The 26,005-nt window shown below is 37.9% G+C and carries 22 protein-coding genes; all 22 read left to right on the forward strand.

The window, feature by feature from the left end; all coding sequences use genetic code 11:
• Window positions 1–12 precede the first annotated feature (12 nt).
• The 22 genes from flhA (at window position 13) to A2J09_RS01580 (ending at window position 25,981) form a co-directional block, all read left to right on the forward strand.
• Complete coding sequence (gene flhA, locus A2J09_RS01475) at window positions 13–2,043, forward strand: flagellar biosynthesis protein FlhA (RefSeq protein ID WP_012293279.1); 2,031 nt, start codon at window positions 13–15, stop codon at window positions 2,041–2,043.
• Complete coding sequence (gene flhF, locus A2J09_RS01480; RefSeq protein ID WP_012293280.1) at window positions 2,043–3,239, forward strand: flagellar biosynthesis GTPase FlhF; 1,197 nt, start codon at window positions 2,043–2,045, stop codon at window positions 3,237–3,239. Before flhA ends, flhF begins: the two co-directional genes overlap by 1 nt.
• Window positions 3,236–4,111, forward strand: a complete 876-nt coding sequence (locus tag A2J09_RS01485; RefSeq protein ID WP_012293281.1) for a MinD/ParA family protein — start codon at window positions 3,236–3,238, stop codon at window positions 4,109–4,111. The genes flhF and A2J09_RS01485 overlap by 4 nt, the downstream gene beginning before the upstream one ends.
• Window positions 4,112–5,263: a protein-glutamate methylesterase/protein-glutamine glutaminase gene (locus A2J09_RS01490; RefSeq protein WP_012293282.1), complete on the forward strand. Its 1,152-nt coding sequence runs from the start codon at window positions 4,112–4,114 to the stop codon at window positions 5,261–5,263.
• 15 nt (window positions 5,264–5,278) lie between these two features.
• The gene (locus tag A2J09_RS01495; RefSeq protein WP_012293283.1) at window positions 5,279–7,351 is read left to right on the forward strand and encodes a chemotaxis protein CheA; all 2,073 of its coding nucleotides are present in this window, start codon (window positions 5,279–5,281) and stop codon (window positions 7,349–7,351) included.
• A gap of 26 nt (window positions 7,352–7,377) precedes the next feature.
• Entirely contained in the window at window positions 7,378–7,824 is a 447-nt protein-coding gene (locus A2J09_RS01500; RefSeq protein WP_008180734.1) for a chemotaxis protein CheW, read from the forward strand.
• A gap of 9 nt (window positions 7,825–7,833) precedes the next feature.
• Window positions 7,834–8,466 carry a chemotaxis protein CheC gene (locus A2J09_RS01505; protein WP_012293284.1) on the forward strand — a complete coding sequence of 211 codons (633 nt, stop codon included), beginning with the start codon at window positions 7,834–7,836 and terminating at the stop codon, window positions 8,464–8,466.
• Window positions 8,466–8,972, forward strand: a complete 507-nt coding sequence (locus tag A2J09_RS01510) for a chemotaxis protein CheD (protein ID WP_012293285.1) — start codon at window positions 8,466–8,468, stop codon at window positions 8,970–8,972. Before A2J09_RS01505 ends, A2J09_RS01510 begins: the two co-directional genes overlap by 1 nt.
• Window positions 8,972–9,343 (forward strand): hypothetical protein, encoded by a 372-nt coding sequence (locus A2J09_RS01515; protein ID WP_036160966.1) that lies wholly within the window; start codon window positions 8,972–8,974, stop codon window positions 9,341–9,343. The genes A2J09_RS01510 and A2J09_RS01515 overlap by 1 nt, the downstream gene beginning before the upstream one ends.
• 704 nt (window positions 9,344–10,047) lie before the next feature.
• A complete protein-coding gene (locus A2J09_RS01520; RefSeq protein WP_008180720.1) occupies window positions 10,048–10,818 on the forward strand; it encodes a FliA/WhiG family RNA polymerase sigma factor in 771 nt (256 codons plus the stop codon).
• Between the two features lie 23 nt (window positions 10,819–10,841).
• Entirely contained in the window at window positions 10,842–11,150 is a 309-nt protein-coding gene (locus A2J09_RS01525; RefSeq protein WP_012293288.1) for a hypothetical protein, read from the forward strand.
• A 9-nt stretch (window positions 11,151–11,159) separates the two neighbouring features.
• The gene (locus tag A2J09_RS01530; protein WP_031418999.1) at window positions 11,160–11,735 is read left to right on the forward strand and encodes a hypothetical protein; all 576 of its coding nucleotides are present in this window, start codon (window positions 11,160–11,162) and stop codon (window positions 11,733–11,735) included.
• Window positions 11,736–11,891: 156 nt separating this feature from the next.
• Entirely contained in the window at window positions 11,892–12,611 is a 720-nt protein-coding gene (gene rpsB, locus A2J09_RS01535; protein ID WP_004269262.1) for a 30S ribosomal protein S2, read from the forward strand.
• A gap of 102 nt (window positions 12,612–12,713) precedes the next feature.
• Window positions 12,714–13,601 (forward strand): translation elongation factor Ts, encoded by an 888-nt coding sequence (gene tsf, locus A2J09_RS01540; protein ID WP_012293292.1) that lies wholly within the window; start codon window positions 12,714–12,716, stop codon window positions 13,599–13,601.
• Window positions 13,602–13,815: 214 nt separating this feature from the next.
• Complete coding sequence (gene pyrH / locus A2J09_RS01545; protein WP_012293293.1) at window positions 13,816–14,541, forward strand: UMP kinase; 726 nt, start codon at window positions 13,816–13,818, stop codon at window positions 14,539–14,541.
• On the forward strand, window positions 14,541–15,098 hold the full coding sequence (frr, locus tag A2J09_RS01550) for a ribosome recycling factor (protein ID WP_031419001.1): 558 nt from the start codon (window positions 14,541–14,543) through the stop codon (window positions 15,096–15,098). The genes pyrH and frr overlap by 1 nt, the downstream gene beginning before the upstream one ends.
• A gap of 315 nt (window positions 15,099–15,413) precedes the next feature.
• Window positions 15,414–16,208 (forward strand): undecaprenyl pyrophosphate synthase, encoded by a 795-nt coding sequence (locus A2J09_RS01555; protein WP_008181400.1) that lies wholly within the window; start codon window positions 15,414–15,416, stop codon window positions 16,206–16,208.
• Window positions 16,205–17,005, forward strand: a complete 801-nt coding sequence (locus A2J09_RS01560; protein ID WP_012293296.1) for a phosphatidate cytidylyltransferase — start codon at window positions 16,205–16,207, stop codon at window positions 17,003–17,005. The genes A2J09_RS01555 and A2J09_RS01560 overlap by 4 nt, the downstream gene beginning before the upstream one ends.
• A gap of 62 nt (window positions 17,006–17,067) precedes the next feature.
• The gene (gene dxr, locus A2J09_RS01565) at window positions 17,068–18,213 is read left to right on the forward strand and encodes a 1-deoxy-D-xylulose-5-phosphate reductoisomerase (protein WP_012293297.1); all 1,146 of its coding nucleotides are present in this window, start codon (window positions 17,068–17,070) and stop codon (window positions 18,211–18,213) included.
• Between the two features lie 46 nt (window positions 18,214–18,259).
• On the forward strand, window positions 18,260–19,522 hold the full coding sequence (gene rseP, locus A2J09_RS01570; protein ID WP_012293298.1) for an RIP metalloprotease RseP: 1,263 nt from the start codon (window positions 18,260–18,262) through the stop codon (window positions 19,520–19,522).
• A 148-nt stretch (window positions 19,523–19,670) separates the two neighbouring features.
• Window positions 19,671–21,377, forward strand: coding sequence for a proline--tRNA ligase (locus A2J09_RS01575; protein ID WP_012293299.1), 1,707 nt, complete (start codon window positions 19,671–19,673; stop codon window positions 21,375–21,377).
• Window positions 21,378–21,649: 272 nt separating this feature from the next.
• Window positions 21,650–25,981, forward strand: a complete 4,332-nt coding sequence (locus A2J09_RS01580) for a PolC-type DNA polymerase III (protein WP_036162603.1) — start codon at window positions 21,650–21,652, stop codon at window positions 25,979–25,981.
• Window positions 25,982–26,005 lie beyond the last annotated feature (24 nt).

Raw genomic sequence — 26,005 nt, forward strand, 5'->3', positions numbered from 1 at the left:
GGAGGGACACAAATGAAAGTTCGCGATATTGGGGTTTTAGGTGCGGTTATTTTAATCGTTGCGATGCTCATCATCCCTCTTCCTCCGTGGATGTTAAGTTTCTTAATTGTCATTAATATTACATTAGGATTAATTGTACTGCTAACAGCAATGAGTATGAAGGAAGCATTAGACTTCTCTATTTTTCCTTCGGTTATTTTACTTTTAACCTTATTCCGATTAGGACTGAGTGTTTCCACAACCCGTGCGATCTTAGCAAATGGGGACGCGGGATCTGTCGTAGAAACATTTGGTGATTTCGTAGTCGGGGGAAATATTCTCGTAGGTTTAGTTGTCTTTTTAATTCTAGTATTAATTCAGTTTATTGTGATTACAAAGGGTGCAGAGCGGGTAGCTGAAGTAGCAGCTCGTTTCACACTCGATGCAATGCCAGGTAAACAAATGAGTATTGATGCTGACTTAAATGCAGGAATAATTTCCGAAAAGGAAGCACGCGAACGACGTGAAAAAGTAGCGGGCGAAGCGGACTTCTACGGAGCGATGGATGGTGCCACAAAATTCGTAAAAGGGGATGCCATTGCCTCGATGGTCATGGTTATTATCAACTTATTATTCGGAATCATCATCGGAGTTGTCCAAATGGGACTCCCATTTGCAGAAGCTGCAACTCATTTTTCTAAGCTAACCGTTGGGGACGGTATTGTTTCCCAAATTCCTGCCTTGCTTATTTCAACAGCAACAGGGATTGTGGTAACTCGCGCCTCTTCTAAAGGAAGTCTTGGTCAGGATATAACAGGACAATTATTTGCTCAAGCAAAGTTACTCTATGTAGCTGGAGGTACCATAGTATTACTAGGATTATTTACACCAATTCCTAACTGGGTAACACTCCCAATAGGTCTATCCCTCATTGCTGGAGCTTATATGATGGAACGTAAGAAACCAGAGGATGAAGAGGAATTACTTGAAATTGAAGAAGAAGTGGCAACAGACGGCATGAAGAGCCCTGAAAATGTTGTGAATTTATTAAATGTGGACCCAATCGAATTTGAATTTGGTTATGGATTAATTCCATTAGTAGATGCTGCTCAAGGCGGGGATTTATTAGATCGTGTCATTATGATCCGTCGTCAGTTAGCACTAGAATTAGGGATTGTCATCCCGGTTGTTCGTATTCGAGATAATATTCAGCTTCAACCAAATGAATATCGAATAAAAATTAAAGGAAACGAAATGGCACGAGGTGAGCTTTTACTGGATCATTATTTAGCTATGAGCCCAGGTGATGATGATTCTATTGAAGGTATTGATACAGTAGAGCCATCATTTGGATTGCCAGCTAAGTGGATTACAGAGCAAGTGAAGGAAGATGCTGAAATTTATGGCTACACGGTTGTGGACCCACCAAGTGTGGTATCCACGCATTTAACCGAAATAATTCGTGCGAATGCTCACGAATTATTAGGTCGTCAAGAGACGAAGCAGTTAATAGATCACTTACGAGAAACTCATCCTATTTTAGTAGAAGAGCTAACACCGACACCTTTATCGACTGGAGAAATCCAAAAAGTACTTGGTAAACTACTGCGAGAAAATGTTTCTGTTCGGAACTTACCAATTATTTTTGAAACTCTAGCAGACTATGCAAAGGTAACTAGTGATACAGATATCTTAACCGAGTATGTTCGTCAATCATTGGCCCGTCAAATTACATCTCAGTATGTGGGAGATAGTTCAGCATTAAAAGTTATTACAGTTTCAGGTAAAGTAGAAAAAATGATTGCTGATAGTATTCAGCAAACAGATCACGGAAATTATTTAGCAATGGATCCTCAAGATTCCCAAACGGTCCTAGAGACAATTGCAGCAGAAATAGAGCGTGTGTCCTTTATGGAACAATCGGCTATTATTTTATGTTCTCCCGCAGTGCGTATGTATTTACGACAGCTAACGGAGCGTTATTTCCCGCAAATTCCAGTTCTTTCTTATAATGAGTTGGATGCTTCTATTGAAATTCAAAGTGTTGGAGTGGTGAATGTTTAATGAAAATGAAAAAATATTATGCATCTTCCATACCAGAGGCTATGAAGCAAGTACGTGCAGAACTTGGTGAGGACGCTGTCATTTTGAATTCTAAAGTTGTCATCACGAAGAAATTTTTCGGTATGATTAAACAAAAAAGTTTCGAAGTAGTTGCAGGAGTGGATGGGATGGAGCCAAGTCAAGTGGCTCCAGCACCAACGCCTGTAGCACTACCTATCGCAACTAAGGAAAATGTGAGACTACAAGATATTACAAATGCGATTCAAGCAAAAATTCATCAAGATCAACCATCGCCAAATGTAGTTAAAAACGAGGACACTGGCATTTCAGAAGAATTGAGGAAGGAAATTGCAGATTTAAAATCTTTAATGCAATCGATGCATAAAAAGACTACCCAAGCTCAATATCCCGATGAACTCTTACCCTTCATTGAATACTTAAGACAGCAAGAGCTAAATGAAGAGCTCATCACAACGATAGGTGATGAGCTTTTTATGCATTTCAAAGAAGCGTCAGAAATAAATTTCTCACAATGTAAAATGGTAACGAAAAATCTACTACGTAAGAGATTAGAAGATCTGCCTATTGGAGGATTGTCCTATGAAAGAAAATATATCAACGTATTAGGTCCTACAGGCGTGGGTAAAACAACGACAATCGCCAAAATGGCAGCTAGAGCAGTTTTAGAAAAGAAGAAGAAAATTGGATTTATTACGACAGATACGTATCGAATCGCAGCAATAGAACAGCTAAAAACCTATGCTGGCCTTTTACAGGCACCCGTTGAAATTGCTTACAATGCAACAGATTTCGAACAAGCTATTCAAAGGTTATCACATTTAGACTTAGTGTTTATTGATACAGCTGGTCGAAATTATAAAGAGATCAAGTATGTGGATGATCTTCAACGTCTTATAAAATTTGATGATCAAGCAGAATCCTTTTTAGTACTGGCGATGACCACGAAAGAAAAGGATATGGCGAACATTATCGACCAATTTAATCAGCTGCCAATTGAAAAATTTATATTCACAAAAATTGATGAAACAAATTCTATTGGCACAATGCTCAATTTAATGATTAAATATAATAAAGGACTTGCTTACTATACGAATGGTCAAGAAGTACCAGAAGATATTGAAGAAGCTGATTTAGAAGCAGTACTTAATTTGTTTTTTCAAGGTGAAGAGAAATGAGAGACCAAGCTGAAACATTACGCTTGAAAATGATGAAGCAGCAAGGCGATTTAGGTCGAGCAATTGCAGTTGTCAGTGGCAAAGGTGGGGTTGGTAAAAGTAACTTCACGATGAATTTTGCCTTGTCTTTGGCCCAAAAGGGGAAAAAAGTTGTCATTGTAGATATGGATATTGGGATGGGAAATATCAATATTTTAATTGGGAAAAGTGCTTCCAATAGTTTGAAAGATTTCTTAGAAGGAAATAAGCTACTAGAAGAGGTAATATTTGAAGGACCCCATGGTTTAAGATATATATCAGGTGGGTCGGGCATGACAAATATTTTTAATTGGTCCGAAATGATGTTTGAGCAGCTTATTCAAGCATTTGAACAACTTCAGAAAAACTATGATTATATTTTATTTGATATGGGGGCAGGTGCCACAAATTGGTCGCTAGATTTACTCACATCAATAGACGAAATTATTGTAATTTCAACGGCAGAGCCGACCGCAATTACGGACGCTTATTCTATGATGAAATATATTCATATGCGAGATGCTGATAAGCAGTTTTTTGTCCTCTGTAACCGTGCATTTAGTAAAGAAGAAGGCATCGAAACAAACGAACGTTTAAAGTTAGCCATGAAACGTTTTTTAGACAAAGAAGTCACGATTCTCGGTTCATTACCCGAAGATTCGATTGTGCGGAAGGCTGTGCGTGAGCAAGTCCCATTTTCACTTGCTTATCCAGACGCACTGATTTCTAAGACATTACAACTCATAGTGATTCGTTTTATGGAGCACCGTGTGGAGGAAATACATGCACATGATCAGACAGCGAAGAAATTTTTAACGAAACTAAGAAGTATTTTTTCGAAAGGGCGTGATTAATTGGACTTTTTACATAAAAGCAAGCTATTAGTTGTGGATGATTCTGCTTTTATGAGAAAGCTAATTAGTGACTTTTTTGTTGGCAACTCGAAGGTGGAAGTAGTTGGAACTGCACGAAATGGAAAAGATGCAATCAAAAAGATACAATCATTGAAGCCATCAGTTGTGACAATGGATATTGAGATGCCTGAAATGAATGGGCTAGATGCATTAAAAGAAATAATGATACAATGTCCAGTTCCTGTAATCATGCTCTCTAGCACCACTCAGCTTGGAACAGAAAATGCTATAGCAGCTATTGAAAGTGGTGCTGTAGATTTTGTCGCAAAGCCAAGCGGAACAATATCTCTTGATTTACATAAAATCCAAAGTGAGCTTGTTCACAAAGTAGAACAAGCAGCAATGGTGCCAATTTCCAAATTGAAAAAACCTTCTGGTAGTAAACGACAACAAGATTCAGTAACAAAAGTGAGTACCGTAAACAAAGATTTACAACAACATCAAATACCTATTCCTGTGAATGCTACTGCTTCTAAAGTAGCTATAACTAAGTCGCATACTGAATGGAATAAAGCGGGGAAAAAGATTGTGCTAATCGGTACATCTACAGGAGGACCTCGTGCGCTACAGGAGGTCATTACAAAAATTCCTAAGTCTATTCAAGCTCCTATCCTCATCGTCCAGCATATGCCTGCTGGATTTACAAAATCTCTCGCTACGCGTCTAGATCAGCTAAGTGAAGTAGTTGTTAAGGAGGCGGAGCAAGGAGATATTTTACAAAATGGAGTGGCTTATATTGCCCCAGGTGGCTATCACCTAAAGCTTAGGAAAGTAGGGACAACCTTTGGTATTGTTCTTGATAATCAAGAAGCGCCAAGATCAGGTCATAGACCATCAGTAGATGTGATGTTTGAAGATGTTAGTCAATATAAGGATTTTGATAAAGTAGCAGTGATTATGACCGGTATGGGGCATGATGGTTCGAATGGACTGAAAGCATTAAAAAAAACCGGTAATGTTATTGCCATTGCTGAGTCAGCAGAAACTTGCATTGTATATGGTATGCCAAAAGCAGCGGTAGAAACGCAACTAGTTGATGAAGTAGCCGATGTAGATGATATAGCACTAACAATAATGAAATATTTGCCTTAAAAGGGGTGTCCTCTTATGGAAGTCAATCAATATTTAGAGATGTTTATCGAAGAAAGTAAAGAGCATTTACAAGCATGTAGTGAACATTTATTAGCATTAGAAAAAAATCCAGATGATTTGGCAATTGTTGGGGAAATATTCCGATCTGCCCATACTTTAAAAGGTATGTCTGCCACAATGGGTTTTGAAGATTTAGCCGATTTAACACATAAAATGGAAAATGTTTTAGATGCAATTCGTAATGAAAAAATCCATGTAACACCTGAAATTTTGGATGTGGTCTTTGAATCTGTTGACCATCTAGAAGAAATGGTTATGGATATTGCGAACGGCGGTGATGGTAAACGTGATGTGTCAGCAACTGTCGCTCAACTTAAGCGAATAGAGTTAGGTGAGGAAGCAGTACCAGAGGTGGTTGCAACCGTTGCAGAACCAGCAGCTGTGGAATGTGTTTTAGAATATGATAGTTTTGAACAAACAGTTATCACACAATCGGCTGAACAAGGTTTCCATGCCTATGAAATTTCAGTAAAATTACGAGAAGATTGTCTATTAAAGGCTGCACGTGTATTTATGGTCTTTGAGATTTTAGAAAAAGATGGAGAGGTTATTAAATCGAGTCCATCTGTTGAAAAGCTAGAAGATGAACAATTTGATCAACAGTTTTATGTAGCCTTTGTGACAAAAGAATCAGCAGAAGATATGCAGAAAAAGATCATGAAAGTTTCAGAGGTTGAAGAAGTTATTGTTACAGCAATTGACCAAAAGAAATTTAGTGAAAGAGAATATGAATCACAGCAAGAAGTGGCTGCAACTGCATTGGCTGTAGCGGAAGTAGAATCTACATCTACTCCTGACCCTTCTAAACCTGAACCAGTCGCGCAGTCTGTAAAAACAGCAGCACCAGCAAAGGCTGAAAAAAATCATGCACCTGTTGGGAATAAAACGATTCGTGTAAATATTGAACGTCTTGATATTTTAATGAATTTGTTTGAAGAACTTGTCATTGACCGTGGTCGATTACAATCTATTGCCACAGAGGTAAACCATGGTGAACTAAACGAAACTGTGGAGCGAATGAGCCGTGTTATGGGTGATTTGCAAACAATCATTTTAACAATGCGTATGGTGCCAGTTGAAACAGTGTTCAACCGTTTCCCAAAAATGATTCGTCAGCTATCACGAGATTTAAATAAGAAAATTAATCTTGAAATTATTGGTGCTGAAACAGAGCTAGATCGTACAGTTATCGATGAAATTGGTGACCCGCTTGTTCACTTAATCCGAAATTCTGTAGACCATGGCATTGAGAACCCAACATCGCGCCGTGCAAAAGGTAAGCCAGAAGAAGGTACGGTTGTCCTACGAGCTTACCATAGTGGGAACTATGTCTTTATTGAAATTGAAGATGATGGTGCAGGAATTAATCGTGATAAAGTACTAGCGAAAGCTATTTCAAAAGGTATTGTGACGCAAGAACAATCTTACTCAATGTCTGATAATCAAATCAATGAGCTTATTTTAGCTTCAGGCTTCTCGACTGCTGATGTCATTTCTGATGTATCTGGTCGTGGAGTAGGGTTAGATGTTGTTAAAACGACGATTGAATCTCTTGGCGGTAATATTTCAATTGAATCGACACAAGATGTTGGTTCCATCTTTTCTATCCAATTACCACTAACATTATCGATTATTTCTGTCATGCTTGTGGAAATTGAAAAAGAAATTTATGCAATTCCATTATCATCTATTATTGAAACATCTATTATCCGTTCATCGGAGATTATGAATGCGCATAATCAAAAAGTAATCGACTTCCGTGGCAAGGTTGTACCGTTGGTATTCTTAGAGGAAATCTTTGAAGTACCTCGTACAGAGCCGCAAGATGAAGAATTCCATTCAGTAGTGATTGTTCGCAAAGGTGAAAAACTTGCTGGTTTAGTGGTGGATTCCTTCATTGGACAACAAGAAATTGTCTTGAAGTCTTTAGGAAATTACTTAACAAATATTTTTGCTATTTCAGGTGCGACTATTTTAGGAAATGGTAAAGTAGCCTTAATTGTGGATTGTAACGCATTAATAAAATAAGGTGAAGAATAAGAGAGGTGTAAAAGATGACAAACGCAGTGGAACAAGAAAGTATTAAAGTAATTGTATTTCAACTAGCCAATAAAGAATATGCAATTCCAGTGTCCCATGTTCAGGGTATAGAAAAGTTAATGCATATTACGCGTGTACCGAAAACGGCGAAATATGTAAAAGGTGTTATCAATCTTCGCGGAGTCGTAACACCAATAGTGGATTTACGTGAACGCTTTGAATTACCTATTTCAGAACATGAGGAAACAACTCGTATTATCATTATCTCACTAGAAGATATGGAAGTAGGCTTTGTTGTAGATTCAGCAAACGATGTAATTGATATTCCTGCAAGTGCGATTGAACCACAACCAGAAGTTGTTGGCTCACTTGAGGAAGAATTTATTTCAGGTGTTGCTAAAGTAGAAAAACGATTATTAATCTTATTACATTTAGAAAAAGTATTAAATCCACTAAAGTAGGGATCGATCATGACATTTAATCAAAAGATTACCTCGCTACATTTAGATGTATTAAAGGAAATTGGCAATATTGGTGCTGCGCATGCCGCGACAGCACTTTCCAATTTACTTGGGAAAAAAATTGATATGCGTGTGCCAAAGGTAGAAATGGTGTCCTTTAACGATATGATGGAATTGGCTGGCGGATCAGAAAATGTCGTTGTTGGTATTTACCTTCGCATTGAAGGTGATGCTGAAGGAAGTATGTTCTTTATACTCCCTATTGAACAGGCAAACCGTTTTATTCGTCGACTCATTCATGATGAGACATTTGATTTTAAAAAACGACCTGTTTCTGAACTAGGGTTATCAGCTATGCAAGAAATGGGAAATATTTTATCAGGTTCCTATTTATCTGCCTTATCGGACTTCACTAATTTGAAAATTTATCCAACTGTGCCAGGCCTAAGCGTTGATATGTTTGGTGCAATTATAAGTATTGGTTTAATAGAATTATCACATGTAAGTGATAATGTCATTGTTATAAATACATCCATTTTTGAAGAAGGTGTAGAAGACCATGAAACTGTGAGAGGTCATTTCTTCCTATTACCAGATCCCGACTCATTTGATGCTATTTTTAAAGCATTAGGGGTTTCCTGATGATGCTAAGCAGTAATAGTGGGCAAGTGGTTAAAGTAGGAATTGCACAAATGGATGTAGTAAAGCTACCTAACACGATTCGAACTTCTGGTCTGGGTTCTTGTGTTGGCGTTATTTTATATGATGAGTCAAAAAAAATTGCTGGTTTAATCCATGTGATGTTACCAGATTCAAGCTTGGGAAGATCTGAGTCAATCAATGTAGCAAAATTTGCAGATTCGGGAATAGCAGCAATGATTGATCTATTAAAATTAGAGGGCGTTCAAAAATTTAAACTAAAGGCAAAAATTGCTGGGGGCGCACAGATGTTTCAATTTACTTCGGACAAAGATTCAATGCGCATCGGTCCTCGTAATGTAGAAGCTGTTAAAAATGAATTGAAAAGACATGGAATTCCTTTAGTGGCCGAGGATACTGGTGGAAACAGTGGTAGAACGATTGAATTTAATCCTGCCACATCGTCATTACATATTCGAACAGTTAACCAAGGAGTGAGCGAAATCTAATGTTTGGTTCCATATTTTATAACCTATGGGGAGCATTAATAGCTTTTACTATATATTTTTTTAGTACATTTCAAAAGCCTTACACTCCCCTTCGAGTCATTATCGGATCTTTTATCACAGCAATCATTGTATTCCTTGTGATGTATATCGTACGTACTTTAATAGCATACATATTGTATACGCCAGAGGTAAATGAGGAAGCAGTGGAAGGTGAACTAGGAGACAATGAACAAACGACTCCTGAAGGCACAAATCAAGAAGTTGCTTCGGCTAATTCAACCGTTGAATTTCAAGATGAGAACTCAGAGGAGATTGCACAAGTGGTTCGAACGATGATGAATCGAGAAGAAGAACAACAAGTGAATGCTTAAAACAGAGAGTCGCCATGAGCGGCTCTTTTTTATTTGATCGCTCAGGAAAAACTGTATGGTAGGGGGAAACTTTTGTGAAATTTACTAGTGCAAACATAGTCTTAGTGGATGCTTCTTGCTGCTGAAGCAATCGCCCGCAACTCTCAACGTAAGATAATTATCTTTAATGGTCATATCGTATCTAATTTTATGGAAAGCAATAATGTCAAAAGTGGTACTATTACGCTTCGGTCAACTAGCCATCCTTTTTTTGGCTGTTATAGACAAATGGTGAGTATATTGCAATTTTAAAGGTATTTATACCTGAAAAAATCAATAGATAAAGAGTCAAAATACTTATTATAAGAATTAGTATATATGTAAAAAGAACTAACAAAATTAAAAAGTAAAAGCTTAATAATTTAGACATATTTTTAAACTGTATACTAGGTTAATGTATAACAGGGGGACAATTATAATTTGTTTGTATAAAACGAAGAGAGACTAAGAGAAACAAATGAAATTATAGTCGATTTTTGTTATAATAGTAGGAAAGATGGCAATAGCTTATCCATTTTTTTACTCTGTTGCGTGATGCTAAGAGTAGAACGGTTATGGATTTTATAAAAAATAATGGAGAAATCCTTATGAAAGAAAAGTTTTATGAGCGCAAGTAGTCAGTGGCAAACGGGCGCGTAAAGGCGTTTTTTAGAGAGGTGGATTTCATGACACAACCAATTCTGAACGATGAGCAAAAACTGTGGAATCGCTGGATACATGAGCGTGATCCAGATGCTGGTGATTTACTCATAAAAAAATATATTTCTTTAGTATCTTATCATGTTCAACGTATTAGTGCGGGTTTACCAAAGAGTGTATCTCGAGATGATTTAACGAGCTTAGGAATGATAGGATTATTTGATGCATTAAATAAATTTGATATTAATAGAGATTTGAAATTTGATACATATGCTTCATTTAGAGTAAGGGGAGCCATTATAGACGGGCTTCGTAAGGAAGATTGGCTACCACGCTCAGCGCGAGAAAAAGCCAAAAAATTAGATGCTCAGATTGAGCAATTAGAGCAAAAATATATGCGTCATGTTACACCTGAGGAACTTGCGAAGCATATGGAAGTACCTGTGGAAGATGTTTATCAGACAGTACAAGAGCATTTTTTTTCTAATGTTCTTTCCATTAATGAACAACAAGACCAAGAAGAGGTAGATGGAAAGTCGTTTGTCATACGAGACGATACGACAAAAACACCTGAACAATCGGTGGTTAAATCAGAGTTATTAGATGATTTAGCAGAAAATATTCAGAAGCTTAATGAAAAAGAACAATTGGTTCTAAGTTTATTTTATACGGAGGAACTAACTTTGACTGAAATTGGTGAAATGCTTGAATTATCAACATCACGTATTTCCCAAATCCATTCCAAAGCGCTTTTAAAGTTACGTAAATTATTATCTAGCGAAATGATGAATGCGTAAATATCCTTGAGGGAGAGATTCCGATGAGTTTAAAAGGGGTTGAATTGCAAATTGCGATTCCTAAAACATTTGAAGCTGGGAAAATGGCTGATCAAGTACAACAACAAGCTTTAGCTCAACAAGCACATGCCAATGAAGCGTTAAAAAAGGAAATAGAACGTAAGCAAAAAATTGTCAATACATCAGAAGGTATGGATGAAATAAATGAGGATGAAGATGCAGGTGGCGAATACTTAACGGATATTTACAAAAAGAAGAAAAAGCAACAGGATCAACAAGAAAAACAGGCACAACATCCGTTTAAAGGTAATTTCGTGGATTTTAGTGGATAGGAGTTTACAATGACAACCATACTAATAGCGGTACTATTCTTTTTACAGCTACTTACATTTTACTTCCTTATTATTTTAAATACTAAGCTAGCAAAATTTAAGGATTTAGAAAAGAAGCAAGAACGCTTAATGAGTGAAATGGACGATACCATTAGTGTCTATTTAACAGAAATGAAAGATGAAAACGACCGTCTTATTAAAGAACTACAAAATGTCTCACCTTCAGAGTTAGCAGCAACTAGCGTTCAGCAAACGGTAAGCTATGAACCTCAGCAGGAGCAGGCTTATTCGGCAGCAGAGCAAGAGCTGAAAAAGGACCGTCCATTAAGCTTAGATAAAGATGCTAGGCTCTATGTTCCTAAAAATATTGTAGCCAATGCTTATTCCCGTCAGAGACAGACAACTGAAACAATAGCTTCCTCACCGATGCCTTTAAAAGTAGAGCAAAAGGAAGAAGTTAAAGAGCTAACAATGGAGCAACAGGCATTAAATTTAGCTAAGCAGGGTAAATCAACAGAAGAAATAGCGAAACAGCTGCAAAAGGGAAAAACAGAAATCGAGCTTTTACTGAAATTTCATCACTAAATTGTTGCTAACTGGGAAAAGCTATGATATAGTTGCAAATGGTGTTATTACTACACACGCATTTTGATGTAGTAAGTGGTGCTCTAAGATTAGGGTAGCTTGTTGCAGAAGATAAATGCGGAGGATAAAAACCAAACATACTAGGAGGAAATTCACATGTCAGTAATTTCTATGAAACAATTACTTGAAGCTGGTGTACATTTCGGTCACCAAACTCGTCGTTGGAACCCAAAAATGAAGAAATATATCTTCGTAGAACGTAACGGGATTTACATCATCGACTTACAAAAAACTGTTAAAAAATTAGAGGAAGCTTATGACTTCATGCGTCAAGTTGGTCAAGACGGTGGTAAAGTTCTTTTCGTTGGTACGAAAAAACAAGCACAAGAAGCGATCAAAGATGAAGCTGAACGTTCAGGCAACTACTACATCAACCAACGTTGGTTAGGTGGTACTCTTACTAACTTCGGTACAATTCAAAAACGTGTTGCACGTATGAAACAAATCGAAAAAATGGAAGAAGAAGGTACTTTCGAAGTTCTTCCTAAAAAAGAAGTAATCCAACTTAAAAAAGAACACGAGCGTCTAATCAAATTCTTAGGCGGTATCCGTGATATGCACGATCTTCCAGACGTAATGTTCGTGGTTGACCCACGTAAAGAACGTATTGCGGTTGCTGAAGCTCGTAAATTAAACATCCCTCTAGTAGGTATTGTTGATACAAACTGTGATCCAGATGAAATCGACTACGTAATCCCTGCTAACGATGATGCTATTCGCGCTGTTAAACTTTTAACTGCTAAAATGGCTGACGCTTTAATCGAGTCAAAACAAGGTGAAGAAGAAGCTCCAGCTGTAGAAGCTGCTGCTGAGTAATTCACGTTTACAAAAAGGTGATAAGTGGCTCAAAACCCTTATCACCTTTTTTAGAACCTATCATTAAAACTTTGTTCAACCAATTTGAGGAGGAAACACTAAATGGCAAACATTACTGCACAATTAGTAAAAGAATTACGCGAAAAAACTGGCGCTGGTATGATGGATTGTAAAAAAGCGCTAGTACAAACTGATGGCGATCTAGAAGCTGCAATCGATTTCCTACGTGAAAAAGGTCTTTCTTCAGCTGCTAAAAAAGCTGACCGTATCGCTGCGGAAGGTACTACTTACATTTTAGAACAAGGTAACGAAGCAATCATCCTTGAAGTTAACGCTGAAACTGACTTCGTTGCAAAAAACGACAAATTCCAAGTATTGGTTTCATCTTTAGCGGAGCAATTACTTACTGCGAAACCAGCATCAGTTGAAGCTGCTCTAGAGCTTACAAATGCTGAAGGTGTAAAAATTGAAGATCAAATTTCTACAGCTGTTGCAACAATTGGAGAAAAAATCACACTTCGTCGTTTTGAAATCAAAACAAAAACGGATGCAGATTCATTCGGTGCTTACTTACACATGGGAGGCCGTATTGGCGTATTAGTAACTTTAGAAGGTTCTACTGATGCATCAGCAGCGAAAGATGTTGCAATGCACATCGCTGCAATCAACCCAACTTATGTTTCTCGCGATGAAGTTTCTGCTGAAGAAGTTGAACGTGAGCGTAAAGTATTAACTGAGCAAGCTCTTAACGAAGGTAAACCAGAAAACATCGTTGCTAAAATGGTTGAAGGTCGTCTTGGTAAATATTTCGAAGACGTGTGCCTACTTGATCAATCATTCGTTAAAAACTCTGACCAAAAAGTACGTGATTTCGTAGCTTCTACTGGTGGTTCAGTAAACGGCTTTGTACGTTATGCTGTAGGTGAAGGTATCGAAAAGCGTGAAGATAACTTTGCAGAAGAAGTAATGAGCCAAGTTAAAGGTAACTAATTTAGCGGGCATTTGATCCTAATCAAATAATATCTAGATTTTCTAGAAAAAAATGGGGAACACAACATAGCGTGTTCCCTATTTTTCCGAAATGAACGAAAATAGTAATAGAATTTTCTATTCTGCCTTATTCTCAACTAGCAATTATTGTTAGATATACTATAATGGAAAAGGGAATAGAGATTTTTTAAATAAAGTCTTACGGAGGTTTACAATGAGTGTACCGCAATATAAACGAGTAGTTATTAAACTAAGTGGTGAAGCGTTAGCTGGAGAAGCGGGCTTCGGTTTATCACCAAAAATAATCAAGTCTGTTGCAGAAGAAGTAAAAGAAGTAGTGGATCTTGATGTAGAAGTTGCTGTTGTTGTAGGTGGCGGTAATATATGGCGTGGAAAAATAGGTAGTGAAATGGGGATGGATCGTGCAGCAGCTGACTATATGGGCATGCTTGCAACTGTAATGAACTCCCTAGCTTTACAAGATGCTCTTGAAAAATTAGGCATTGAAACACGTGTTCAATCTTCTATCGTGATGACTCAAGTAGCGGAGCCATACATTCGTCGTAAAGCAGTTAGACATCTTGAGAAAAAGCGTGTCGTTATCTTTGCAGCAGGGACAGGTAATCCGTTCTTCTCAACCGATACGACGGCAGCATTACGTGCAGCAGAAATTGATGCAGATGCGATTTTAATGGCTAAAAACAATGTCGACGGCGTTTATTCAGCAGATCCAAAAGTGGATACAACAGCCATTAAATATGATACACTCACATACTTAGACGTTATCCAACAAGGCTTACAAGTAATGGATTCAACAGCTTCTACCCTATGTATGGATAATGATATTCCACTAATTGTTTTCTCAATTACGGAACCAGGCAACATTAAACGTGCTGTACTAGGCGAAAAAATCGGAACAGTTGTTAGGAGGAATGCATAATGGCAAAACAAGTATTAGAACAAGCAAAAGAAAAAATGAACAAAACAATTGCAGCTTTCACACGTGAACTATCTTCAATTCGTGCAGGGCGTGCTAACGCATCGTTATTAGATCGTATTATGGTTGATTATTATGGCGCCCCGACACCAATTAATCAGCTTGCGGGTGTTTCTGTACCAGAAGCTCGCTTATTAGTGATTACACCTTATGATAAAACAATTTTAGGTGAAATTGAAAAAGCAATTATGAAATCAGATATCGGTATCACACCAACAAATGATGGCTCTATCATTCGCTTAATGATTCCTGCTCTTACTGAAGAGCGTCGTAAAGATTTAGTGAAGCAAGTGAAAAAAGAAGCAGAAGACGCAAAAATTGCTGTACGTAATGTACGTCGTGATGCGAATGATGATTTGAAAAAACTTGAAAAAGCTGGCGAAATCACAGAAGACGATCTACGTGGCTATGGTGATGATATTCAAAAATTAACAGATGAATTCATTGTCAAAGTGGATCAAGTAACGAAAGATAAAGAAAAAGAAATTTTAGAAGTGTAAAACAAACGTTTTACATGTCTATGATGGAACTTTTTGATGAGATGAAGGCGTCCTATACATAACAGGACGTCTTTTCTCTTTACCATTCGAATATGAGCTGAATCATAGAGAAAAGCATAGATGAAATATACAAAGCTGTGCATCACATAAATATTGATTAATTTTTTAACAAACTTATTCTTTAAAAATGTGTATAGTTCTAAAATACGCTAGTACATACATAGTCAATTTAGAGGGGAAAAAAAAGACAAAAAGCGCTTTTGTTTGTTATGATAGGTTAGTATACGTCCGATTAGTTGTAGTGGGGGAGTTAGCATGTTTAAAAAGCTATTAGGTAAACAAATAAATATGGATACACTATCATTGGAGGAGCGTGTGGCCCTAACTAAAAGCGAGCCGATTCCTGCCCATGTAGCGATTATTATGGACGGAAATGGACGTTGGGCAAAAAAACGAGCTATGCCCCGTGTTGCTGGTCATCATGAGGGAATGAAGACCGTACGTAAGGTCACGAGATTTGCGTCAGATTTAGGCATTAAGGTATTAACCGTATATGCGTTTTCCACTGAAAACTGGAAACGGCCAAAACCTGAAGTAGATTTTTTGATGCGGCTACCAGTCGAGTTTTTAGGTTCCTTTTTACCCGAGATGATGGAACGCAATGTACGTGTCGAAATGATTGGAGATCCATCTTTATTACCTGCCCATACACAAAAAGCGTTGTATGAGGCAATGGAAGAAACGAAGCATAATACAGGTCTTATTTTAAATTTCGCCCTGAATTATGGAAGTCGTTCTGAGATGGTTAATGCCATGAAAATGATGCTTCAAAAAGTACAGGACGGTCAATTAACAATGCAAGACCTAACAGAAGAATGCTTAACATCTCATTTAATGACGGCCCATTTGCCTGAACCGGATTTATTAATTCGTACAAGTGGTGAAGTGCGCTTAAGTAACTTTATGCTTTGGCAGCTTGCCTATACAGAATTTTGGTTTACAGATACATTGTGGCCAGATTTTAGTGAGGAAACCTTACTGGAAGCGGTGGAAAACTATCAAAAACGTAATCGCCGTTATGGTGGGTTGAAGGGAGAAGAAACAACTTGAAACAACGAATTATTACCGCAATAATTGCAGCAGCATTTTTCATACCATTCGTTATTTATGGAAAAGTACCATTTGCCATACTTGTGCTAGCAATGGCTATTGTCGGTTTTTATGAAATACTTAAAATGAAAGGTATTTCCATTTTTTCTGTGCCTGGCTTTTTAGGGCTGGTCACTTTAATTTTGCTTGTTATCCCGAAGGACTGGAGTGAAAAGGTTGTAGACTTAATAGGCTATTCGTCTACTCTAATGGTAGTCTATGGTCTAATGATGCTACTCCTTATTTATGTAGTCTTGGTAAAAAATAAAATAACTTTTGATGAAGTTGGTTTTATTTTATTAGGCGCATTTTATGTGGGCTTAGGGTTCCATTACTTAATTGAAACAAGAAATGTAGGTTTAGAGTACGTTGTCTATTGTTTATTGGTCGTTTGGACAACGGATTCAGGTGCCTATTTTGTCGGAAGAAAATTTGGTAAGAACAAGTTATGGCCTGAAATCTCACCAAAGAAAACGATTGAAGGCTTCATCGGTGGAATTGTCATTGCTGTCATTTTCGCTGTCGGTATGCAACTTATTTACCCATTTGCAAATGGTTATATAACACTTGTATTCGTAACAATTTTCGCCTCCATTATTGGTCAGATGGGCGATTTGGTGGAATCTGCTATTAAGCGTCATTTTGATGTAAAGGATTCAGGTAATATTTTACCGGGGCATGGCGGGATATTAGATCGCTTCGATAGTCTATTGTTCGTTGTGCCTTTACTTCATTTTTTACATTTGTTTGGTAATTAATCCGAACTATAAAGGACTTCTATTCATACATTTGCTTAGATAGAAAAAGGGGACAATGTGTTGTGAAAAAAATTAGTTTATTAGGTGCAACTGGTTCAATCGGTTGGCAAACCTACGATATTTTAAAAGAACAACGTGAAGCTTTTCAATTAGTTGCTTTCTCTTCAGGGAAAAATATGGAGAAAACACGAGAAATGATTGATAACTTAAAGCCCGAATTAGTTTCTGTGCAGCTAGAAGAAGATGCGCTACTGCTTGCTAAGGAGTATCCGACTATTCACTTCACATTTGGCGCACAAGGCTTAGTGGAGGTTGCTACACATCCGGCTTCGACAGTTCTTGTTAATGCTGTACTTGGAAGTGTTGGGCTGGAATCCACTTTAGCAGCCATTCGAATGGGAAAAACAATTGCGATTGCAAATAAAGAAACACTTGTGACAGCTGGACATTTAGTAATGGCTGAAGCGAAAAAATACAACGCAACTATTTTGCCAGTTGATAGTGAGCATTCTGCTATCTTTCAATCGATGAATGGTGAAAACCCCAAAGATATTGAACGTTTAATTATTACTGCTTCAGGTGGTAGCTTCCGCGATAAAACACGGGACCAATTAAAACATGTGACTGTGGCTGACGCACTGAATCACCCGAATTGGTCTATGGGCGCAAAGATTACGATAGATTCTGCAACAATGATGAATAAAGGTTTAGAAGTAATTGAGGCGCATGTTTTATTCGATATGCCATATGAAAAAATAGATGTACTTTTGCATAGAGAAAGTATTATTCACTCTCTAGTTGAGTATCATGATACTAGTGTGATTGCACAATTAGGCACACCAGATATGCGCGTTCCTATCCAATATGCTTTAAGTTACCCTGATCGTATCCCGTTACATAATGGTCAGAGACTAAATTTAGCGCAAATTGGTCAATTGCATTTTCAAGAAATGGACTTTGAACGTTACCCAGCATTGCGCTTAGCATACGAGGCTGGCCGTACTGGTGGAACCATCCTAACAGCAATGAATGCAGCAAATGAAGCAGCAGTTGCAGCTTTTTTACAAGGGAAAATAACATTCCTTCAAATCGATGAGACGATTGAACGTGTGATGCAAGCACACCAAAACATTGCAATACCAGATTTACAAACGATTTTACAGGTGGACAGTGAAACAAGAAAAATAGTGTTAGACATGGTAAAATAACGAGAGCAATGTATCGTTAACTAATCGCTTTTAAAGGTGGGGTATTATGCAAACAGCCATTGCATTTATTTTAATATTTGGTTTACTCGTCTTCTTCCATGAACTTGGACACTTCTTATTCGCCAAACGAGCAGGTATTCTAGTACGTGAATTTGCCATCGGTATGGGACCCAAGATTTATGGTAGAACACATGGAGAAACAATGTATACTATTCGTTTATTGCCTATCGGTGGATATGTACGAATGGCTGGCGAAGATATGGATGGCACTGAATTACAGCCAGGATATCGAATAGGGCTTGTTGTCAATGAAGATAATGTTGTTAAAAAAATTATTTTCAATCAAAATAATAAGCAATTACCAGATTTGTTATTTTTAGAAGTTGAGCGTGCTGATTTAGAAAAAGATTTGTTTGTAGAGGGCTATGATGAAGAAGAAAGATTAGTTCGTTATCAAGTAGCGAGAGATTGTATTCTTGTGGAAAATGGACGAGAGCTGGTCATTGCACCTCATGATCGTCAATTTAATGCAAAAACGGTTGGCCAACGAGCGATGACTATTTTCGCAGGTCCATTTTTTAACTTTATTCTAGCTTTTGTAATTTATTTAGTTATTGGATTAATTCACGGAGTTCCAACATATGAGCCAGTTATCTCTGAAGTTGTAGAAAATAATCCAGCTGCGGAGGCTGGGATGCTTGCAGGTGATAGAGTGACAGCCATTGATGGACAGGCTGTTGAAAAGTGGCAGGATTTAGCTGCAATTATTCAGGATCATCCAAACGAAGAGATTATGGTGACCGTAGATCGAGACGGACAATCTGTCAACTTAAACATGACTGTGAAGGAAGTCCAACAGGATGGAGAAAAGTATGGTCAAATTGGAGTGCTTTACGATAGCCCGAGAGAATTTAATCCTCTAAAGGCTGTTGTCTATGGGGCACAAGAAACCTATAATATGACTGTCAAAATATTTGAGCTTCTAGGTATGCTGATTACTGGTAAGTTTACAATAGACGCTTTATCCGGTCCTGTAGGTATTTATAAAGCAACCGAGCAAGTTGCTCAGTATGGAATTATGAACTTAATGAATTGGGCTGCAATGTTAAGTATAAATCTAGGAATTATGAACTTACTTCCATTACCTGCTTTAGACGGTGGTCGCTTATTATTCTTTGGTTTTGAAGCTTTACGTGGGAAACCAATTGACCGTCAAAAAGAAGGAATTGTCCATTTTGTAGGAATTGTTCTACTAATGATTTTAATGGTAGTTGTCACATGGAATGATATACAGAGATTTTTCTTTTAATCAATGACTAGTAAATTCTAACTTTACAATTAAAAGGAATTTTATTTATAGCTTTGGGCGCATTTTCTACGAAACATTGCGCTCAAAGCTAAATTTGTTTATGCTATTGAGAGTATAAACTTATCTATTAAAAAAGGTGGAACACTGAATGAAGCAAAGTAAAACATTTATCCCAACGTTACGTGAAGTACCTGCTGATGCTGAGGTAAAGTCACATAAGCAATTACTACGTGCAGGGTTTATTCGTCAAAATACAAGTGGGGTATACTCGTATTTACCGCTTGCAAAACGTGTGTTATCAAAAATTGAAACAATTATTCGAGAAGAGATGGAGGCCATCAATTCGATTGAGCTATTAATGCCATCTCTACAATCTGCTGAGCTTTGGCAAGAGTCAGGTCGCTGGGAAAAATACGGTCCAGAATTAATGCGCTTGAAAGACCGTCATGACCGTGATTTTGCATTAGGGCCAACACATGAAGAAGTAATTACAACGTTAGTACGTGATGAAATTAAATCTTATAAAAAATTACCGTTAACACTTTATCAAATTCAAACGAAGTTCCGTGATGAAAAACGTCCTCGCTTTGGTTTACTACGAGGAAGAGAATTTATTATGAAAGATGCGTATTCTTTCCATGCGTCTCGTGAAAGCTTAGATGAAACATATGATGATATGTATCGTGCTTATTCTAATATTTTCTCACGTCTTGGCTTAAACTATCGTGCTGTTATCGCAGATGCAGGGTCTATCGGCGGAAAAGGTACACATGAGTTCATGGTCCTTTCAGAAATTGGAGAAGATACAATTGCCTATTCAGATACATCTGACTATGCAGCAAATATTGAAATGGCTGAAGTTATTGCAGATTACCAGACATCTGATGAAGCATTAAAAGAAGTTGAAAAAGTAGCGACACCAGATCAAAAAACAATAGAGGAAGTTTCAGCATTCCTACAAGTAAAACCTGCCCATGTTATAAAATCTCTTGTTTTTGATGTAGATGGAGAGCTTGTAGTTGTTCTTGCGCGTGGAGATCATGAAATCAATGATATTAAATTGAAAAATGCGCTTGAAGCGGGTTCTGTAGAGCTTGCAAGTGAAGCAGCGATTCGTGAGCTATTAGGTTGTGGTGTTGGCTCCATTGGGCCAGTGAAGTTACCTGTAGACGTAAAAGTAGTAGCTGATCATGCGATTAAATCTATTCGTAATGGTATTGCAGGTGCGAATGAAGATGGATTCCATTTAGTAAATGTTAATCCTGAGCGTGATTTTGCTGTGAATGACTACTTAGATATTCGTTTTATTCAAGAGGGTGATCCTTCTCCAGATGGACAAGGTACGATTAAATTTGCGGAAGGCATTGAGGTTGGTCATATTTTTAAACTAGGTACTACATATTCTGCTAAAATGAATGGTACTTTCTTAGACGAGCAAGGGAAATCTCAACCATTTATTATGGGTTGCTATGGTATTGGTGTTTCTCGTATTCTAGCTGCGGTAGCTGAGCATTTCCAAGATGAAAATGGCTTCACTTGGCCAACACAATTAGCTCCATACGATATCCATGTTGTACCTGTAAATACTAAAGATGAAGTGCAAGTAGCTTTAGCAGATGAGCTTTACGGCTTACTAAAATCATATCGCTATGATGTACTACTAGATGACCGTGCTGAGCGTGCTGGCGTTAAATTTGCGGATGCTGATTTAATTGGTTTACCTGTTCGCGTAACAGTTGGTAAAAAAGCAACAGAAGGTATTGTGGAAGTGAAGTTCAGACAAACTGGAGAAACATTTGAATGGAAAAAGGAAGAAGTGATTGACCGCTTAAATGAATTTTTCCGTAAAAATTAATAACCTGTCATGATTGGTTTTAAATGGAAGTGAATGCTTCTAATAGAGGCTTTCATGTAATTTTGATAAAATAGGGATAAATAAATTCGCGACAATTCTGCGGGACAGTGAGCCAAGCAAACAAAACAGATAGTTTAGACTCTCTGTTAAGCTTGAAGAGCGCCCGCAGTGAGGGAGCGAATTTTTTTCTGGCATTCTTGTCCTATGTTGAAGATAAATTAGAATATGAGGCTTATATGGACTGCCTCCTCCTGAAAGTAGGTGTCGATAAATTGGAACAGCAACAAGAGGCAAGAACGAGATTTCGAATGCTTTTGCAGCAACTAGAGTTAACAGATGATGTGTACATGTCATTTTTCGAGGAAGGTGAGTTATCACGGCTAACAGTCCATAAAAAGGATAGACTATGGCATTTTACTATTCAATTGCGTGATATACTGCCATTTCCGCTTTACCAGCTTTTCCGTACCCATTTAACAGATAAATTTTCAGCAATCGCACAAGTTTATACAACCATTGAGACACAAGAGAAAAGTGTAACGGAGGAACTTGTTCAGGGTTATTGGCTAAATGTTGTCGAGCAAATTGATGAGATGGCACCAACTTTGAAAAATTGCCTCATCTCTCAAGTGCCGATGTGGAATGGTCAGAAAATTACATTGGCCTGTATGCAGGAAATGGAATTTATGATGTTAAAAACGAAGTATGCCGACAAGCTAGCAGATAGCTATTGTCAATTCGGTTTTCCAAAAATGGTGATAGACTTTGTACTTCAAGAACAAACTGAAGAAATGATTGCTGCTCAGGAAGCGTTTATGGAACAAAAACGTATGGAAGAAGCGGCTTTATCTCAACAAGCGATGCAGGACTTCCAAAAACGAGAGCAGGAGAAGAAGGACAATCCAGCTATTGCGAACCTTGGTGATCGTCCATTCCAGCTTGGTATGCATATTAAAGATGATGAAATTATGGAAATTAAACGCATTGTTGAAGAAGAACGCCGTGTTATTGTGGAAGGCTTTGTCTTTGATACGGAAATTAAAGTACTGAAAAGTGGCCGTTCTTTATTACAAATTAAAATTACTGACTATACGGACTCTATTATCGTCAAAATGTTCTCACGTGATAATGACGATGCCGAATTGATGCAGCACCTAAAAAAGGGAATGTGGGTTAAAGTTCGAGGCTCCGTCCAAACAGACACATTTATTCGTGATTTAATTGTCATGGCGAATGATATTAATGAAATAAAAAAAGAAACACGTCAGGATCTGGCACCAGAGGGTGAAAAGCGAGTAGAGCTACATTTGCATACACCGATGAGTCAAATGGACGCTGTGACGCCCGTTGATCGTCTTGTTGCACAGGCAGCAAAATGGGGTCATCCAGCAGTAGCTATTACAGATCATGCTGTTGTACAATCCTTCCCAGAAGCCTATGCAGCAGGGAAAAAACATGGCATTAAAGTAATTTATGGCTTGGAGGCTAATTTAGTCGATGATGGTGTACCTATTGCATATGCCCCAGAGCATCGCTTATTAGCAGATGCCACTTATGTTGTCTTTGACGTGGAAACAACCGGATTATCCACTGCTTACGATACAATCATTGAGCTGGCGGCAGTAAAGATTAAAGATGGCCATGTCATCGATAAATATGAAAGCTTTGCAAACCCGCATCATCCGCTTTCAGCAACGACCATTGAATTAACAGGTATAACCGATGATATGGTTCGTCATGCCCCAGAAGTAGAGCAAGTCATTAAAGAGTTTCATGCATTTATTGGGGATGGGATTGTTGTTGCTCATAATGCGTCATTTGATATTGGTTTCTTATATACAGGCTATAAAAAATTTGGTCTTGAAGGAACAACACATCCAGTCATTGATACATTAGAATTAGCTAGATTACTTTACCCTACAATGAAAAATCACCGTTTAAATACACTTTGTAAAAAATTCAATATTGAATTAACACAACATCACCGAGCGATATACGATACAGAGGCGACAGGCTATTTACTTTTACAATTATTAAAAGATGCCGATGAATTAGTCATTAAATACCATGATGATTTTAATAAACATATCGGTGGTGGGGATGCCTATAAAAAAGGTCGACCGATGCATTGTACTATTTTAGCTGTTGATAATGCGGGCTTAAAGAATTTATTTAAAATTGTTTCACACTCCCATACAAAGACATTCTATCGAGTTCCTCGTGTGACACGAGCTGTTCTAGAGCAATATCGAGAAGGTTTATTAGTCGGTTCTGGTTGTAGTAATGGTGAATTATTTGAAACGATGATGAATAAATCACCGGAAGAAGCCGAACAGGTGGCAAAATTCTATGATTATATTGAGGTACAACCGAAGGCGGTATATGCACCATTAATTGAACGGAATGTCGTCCGTGATGAATGGACATTAGAGGATATCATTCGAAAGCTTGTTAAGTTAGGGAAGAAGCTCGATAAACCAGTTGTCGCAACGGGAAATGTTCATTATTTAGACCCAACTGATGCTATGTTTAGACAAATACTTGTTGGCTCTCAAGGTGGTGCAAACATCTTAAATCGATCCAAACTACCTGAGGTGCATTTTAGAACAACGGATGAAATGCTAAAAGAATTTGATTTCTTAGGACCAGATCTAGCTAAAGAAGTTGTTGTGACGAATGCACAAAAAGTAGCTGATAGCATTGGAGATGTTAAGCCGATTAAGGATGATTTATATACACCAAAAATTGAAGGCTCTGATGATGAAGTAACCAATTTAACGTATGAAATGGCTCATCATATTTACGGTGAGGAGCTACCCGAAATTGTAAAAGCTCGAATTGAAAAAGAACTAAAATCTATATTAGGACATGGTTTTGGTGTAATTTATTTAATTTCTGCGAAGCTGGTTAAGAAATCTTTAGCTGACGGTTATTTAGTAGGTTCTCGTGGTTCCGTAGGCTCTTCATTAGTGGCAACCTTTATGGAAATTACGGAGGTTAACCCATTGCCTCCGCATTATGTTTGTCCAAATTGTAAGCATTCCGAGTTTTTTGATGATGGTTCGGTTAGCTCAGGCTTTGATTTACCGAATAAAGACTGCTCAGAATGCGGAACACCTTATAAAAAAGATGGACAAGATATCCCATTCGAAACCTTCCTTGGCTTTAAAGGGGATAAGGTACCCGATATCGATTTAAACTTTTCTGGTGAATACCAGCCGAAGGCCCATAATTATACCAAGGTATTATTTGGTGAGGATTATGTGTACCGTGCAGGAACAATCGGTACGGTGGCGGAGAAAACAGCATATGGTTATGTCAAAGGCTATGCGAATGATCACAACTTACATTTCCGCGGAGCTGAGGTGGATCGTTTAGTGCAAGGATGTACAGGGGTTAAGCGAACTAGTGGGCAACACCCAGGGGGAATTATCGTAGTACCTGATTATATGGATATTTTTGATTTCACTCCAGTACAGTTCCCAGCAGATGCTCAGGATGCAGAATGGCGCACAACCCATTTCGACTTCCACTCGATTCATGATAATATTTTAAAACTAGATATACTTGGACACGATGATCCGACAGTTATTAGAATGCTACAGGATTTATCAGGAATAGATCCGAAAACGATTCCTACTGATGATCCTGTCGTTATGCAAATTTTTAGTTCACCTGAATCGTTAGGTGTAACTGAAAAACAAATTGGCTGTAAGACGGGAACATTAGGTATTCCTGAATTCGGTACTCGCTTCGTACGGCAAATGTTAGAGGATACAAAGCCTTCTACATTCTCAGAGCTTGTGCAAATTTCCGGATTATCTCATGGAACAGACGTATGGCTAGGTAACGCACAAGAATTAATTCATAACGGGACATGTGTCTTGAAAGAAGTAATTGGTTGTCGTGACGATATTATGGTGTATTTAATTTACCAAGGTCTAGAGCCATCGTTAGCATTTAAAATCATGGAGTCTGTACGTAAAGGGAAAGGCTTATCAGAGGAATTTGAAGCAGAGATGCTCGCCAATAAAGTACCAGGATGGTATATCGAGTCATGTAAAAAGATAAAATATATGTTCCCGAAAGCCCATGCTGCCGCATACGTATTAATGGCGGTTCGTATTGCTTGGTTTAAGGTCCATTTTCCAATCCTGTACTATGCAGCATATTTCACGGTACGTGCAGATGACTTTGATTTAATTGCTATGGTTCAAGGTTCACAAATGATTCGGGCCCGTATTGACGAAATCAATTTAAAAGGTCTAGATGCCTCTACAAAAGAAAAGAACTTATTAACAGTGATGGAGCTAGCACTGGAAATGTGTGAGCGAGGCATGAGCTTCCAAAAAGTTGACTTGTACCGCTCACAGGCAAGTGAATTTGTCATTGAAGGCAATACATTAATTCCACCTTTTGATGCAATCCCAGGACTTGGTACGAACGTAGCCAAAACGATAGTGGCTGCTCGAGAAGATGGAGAGTTTTTATCGAAGGAAGATTTACAGCAACGCGGTCGTGTTTCGAAAACACTAATCGAATACATGGATCAGTTGGGCTGTTTGGAAGGAATGCCGGATGCTAATCAGCTATCACTCTTTTAAGGATCAATGAGCTGCTAATCATTC

The sequence above is a fragment of the Lysinibacillus sphaericus genome (assembly GCF_001629735.1).
Classification (GTDB): Bacteria; Bacillota; Bacilli; order Bacillales_A; family Planococcaceae; genus Lysinibacillus; species Lysinibacillus pinottii.

Coding starts and splice junctions, on each gene's coding strand:
- flhA (WP_012293279.1), top strand. CDS start 13: ATGAAAGTTCGCGATATTGGGGTTTTAGGTGCGGTTATTTTAATCGTT.
- A2J09_RS01555 (WP_008181400.1), top strand. CDS start 15,414: ATGTTTAAAAAGCTATTAGGTAAACAAATAAATATGGATACACTATCA.
- A2J09_RS01575 (WP_012293299.1), top strand. CDS start 19,671: ATGAAGCAAAGTAAAACATTTATCCCAACGTTACGTGAAGTACCTGCT.
- rseP (WP_012293298.1), top strand. CDS start 18,260: ATGCAAACAGCCATTGCATTTATTTTAATATTTGGTTTACTCGTCTTC.
- A2J09_RS01510 (WP_012293285.1), top strand. CDS start 8,466: ATGATGCTAAGCAGTAATAGTGGGCAAGTGGTTAAAGTAGGAATTGCA.
- rpsB (WP_004269262.1), top strand. CDS start 11,892: ATGTCAGTAATTTCTATGAAACAATTACTTGAAGCTGGTGTACATTTC.
- A2J09_RS01520 (WP_008180720.1), top strand. CDS start 10,048: ATGACACAACCAATTCTGAACGATGAGCAAAAACTGTGGAATCGCTGG.
- frr (WP_031419001.1), top strand. CDS start 14,541: ATGGCAAAACAAGTATTAGAACAAGCAAAAGAAAAAATGAACAAAACA.
- A2J09_RS01495 (WP_012293283.1), top strand. CDS start 5,279: ATGGAAGTCAATCAATATTTAGAGATGTTTATCGAAGAAAGTAAAGAG.
- A2J09_RS01525 (WP_012293288.1), top strand. CDS start 10,842: ATGAGTTTAAAAGGGGTTGAATTGCAAATTGCGATTCCTAAAACATTT.
- A2J09_RS01530 (WP_031418999.1), top strand. CDS start 11,160: ATGACAACCATACTAATAGCGGTACTATTCTTTTTACAGCTACTTACA.
- pyrH (WP_012293293.1), top strand. CDS start 13,816: ATGAGTGTACCGCAATATAAACGAGTAGTTATTAAACTAAGTGGTGAA.
- A2J09_RS01500 (WP_008180734.1), top strand. CDS start 7,378: ATGACAAACGCAGTGGAACAAGAAAGTATTAAAGTAATTGTATTTCAA.
- A2J09_RS01515 (WP_036160966.1), top strand. CDS start 8,972: ATGTTTGGTTCCATATTTTATAACCTATGGGGAGCATTAATAGCTTTT.
- flhF (WP_012293280.1), top strand. CDS start 2,043: ATGAAAATGAAAAAATATTATGCATCTTCCATACCAGAGGCTATGAAG.
- tsf (WP_012293292.1), top strand. CDS start 12,714: ATGGCAAACATTACTGCACAATTAGTAAAAGAATTACGCGAAAAAACT.
- A2J09_RS01505 (WP_012293284.1), top strand. CDS start 7,834: ATGACATTTAATCAAAAGATTACCTCGCTACATTTAGATGTATTAAAG.
- A2J09_RS01485 (WP_012293281.1), top strand. CDS start 3,236: ATGAGAGACCAAGCTGAAACATTACGCTTGAAAATGATGAAGCAGCAA.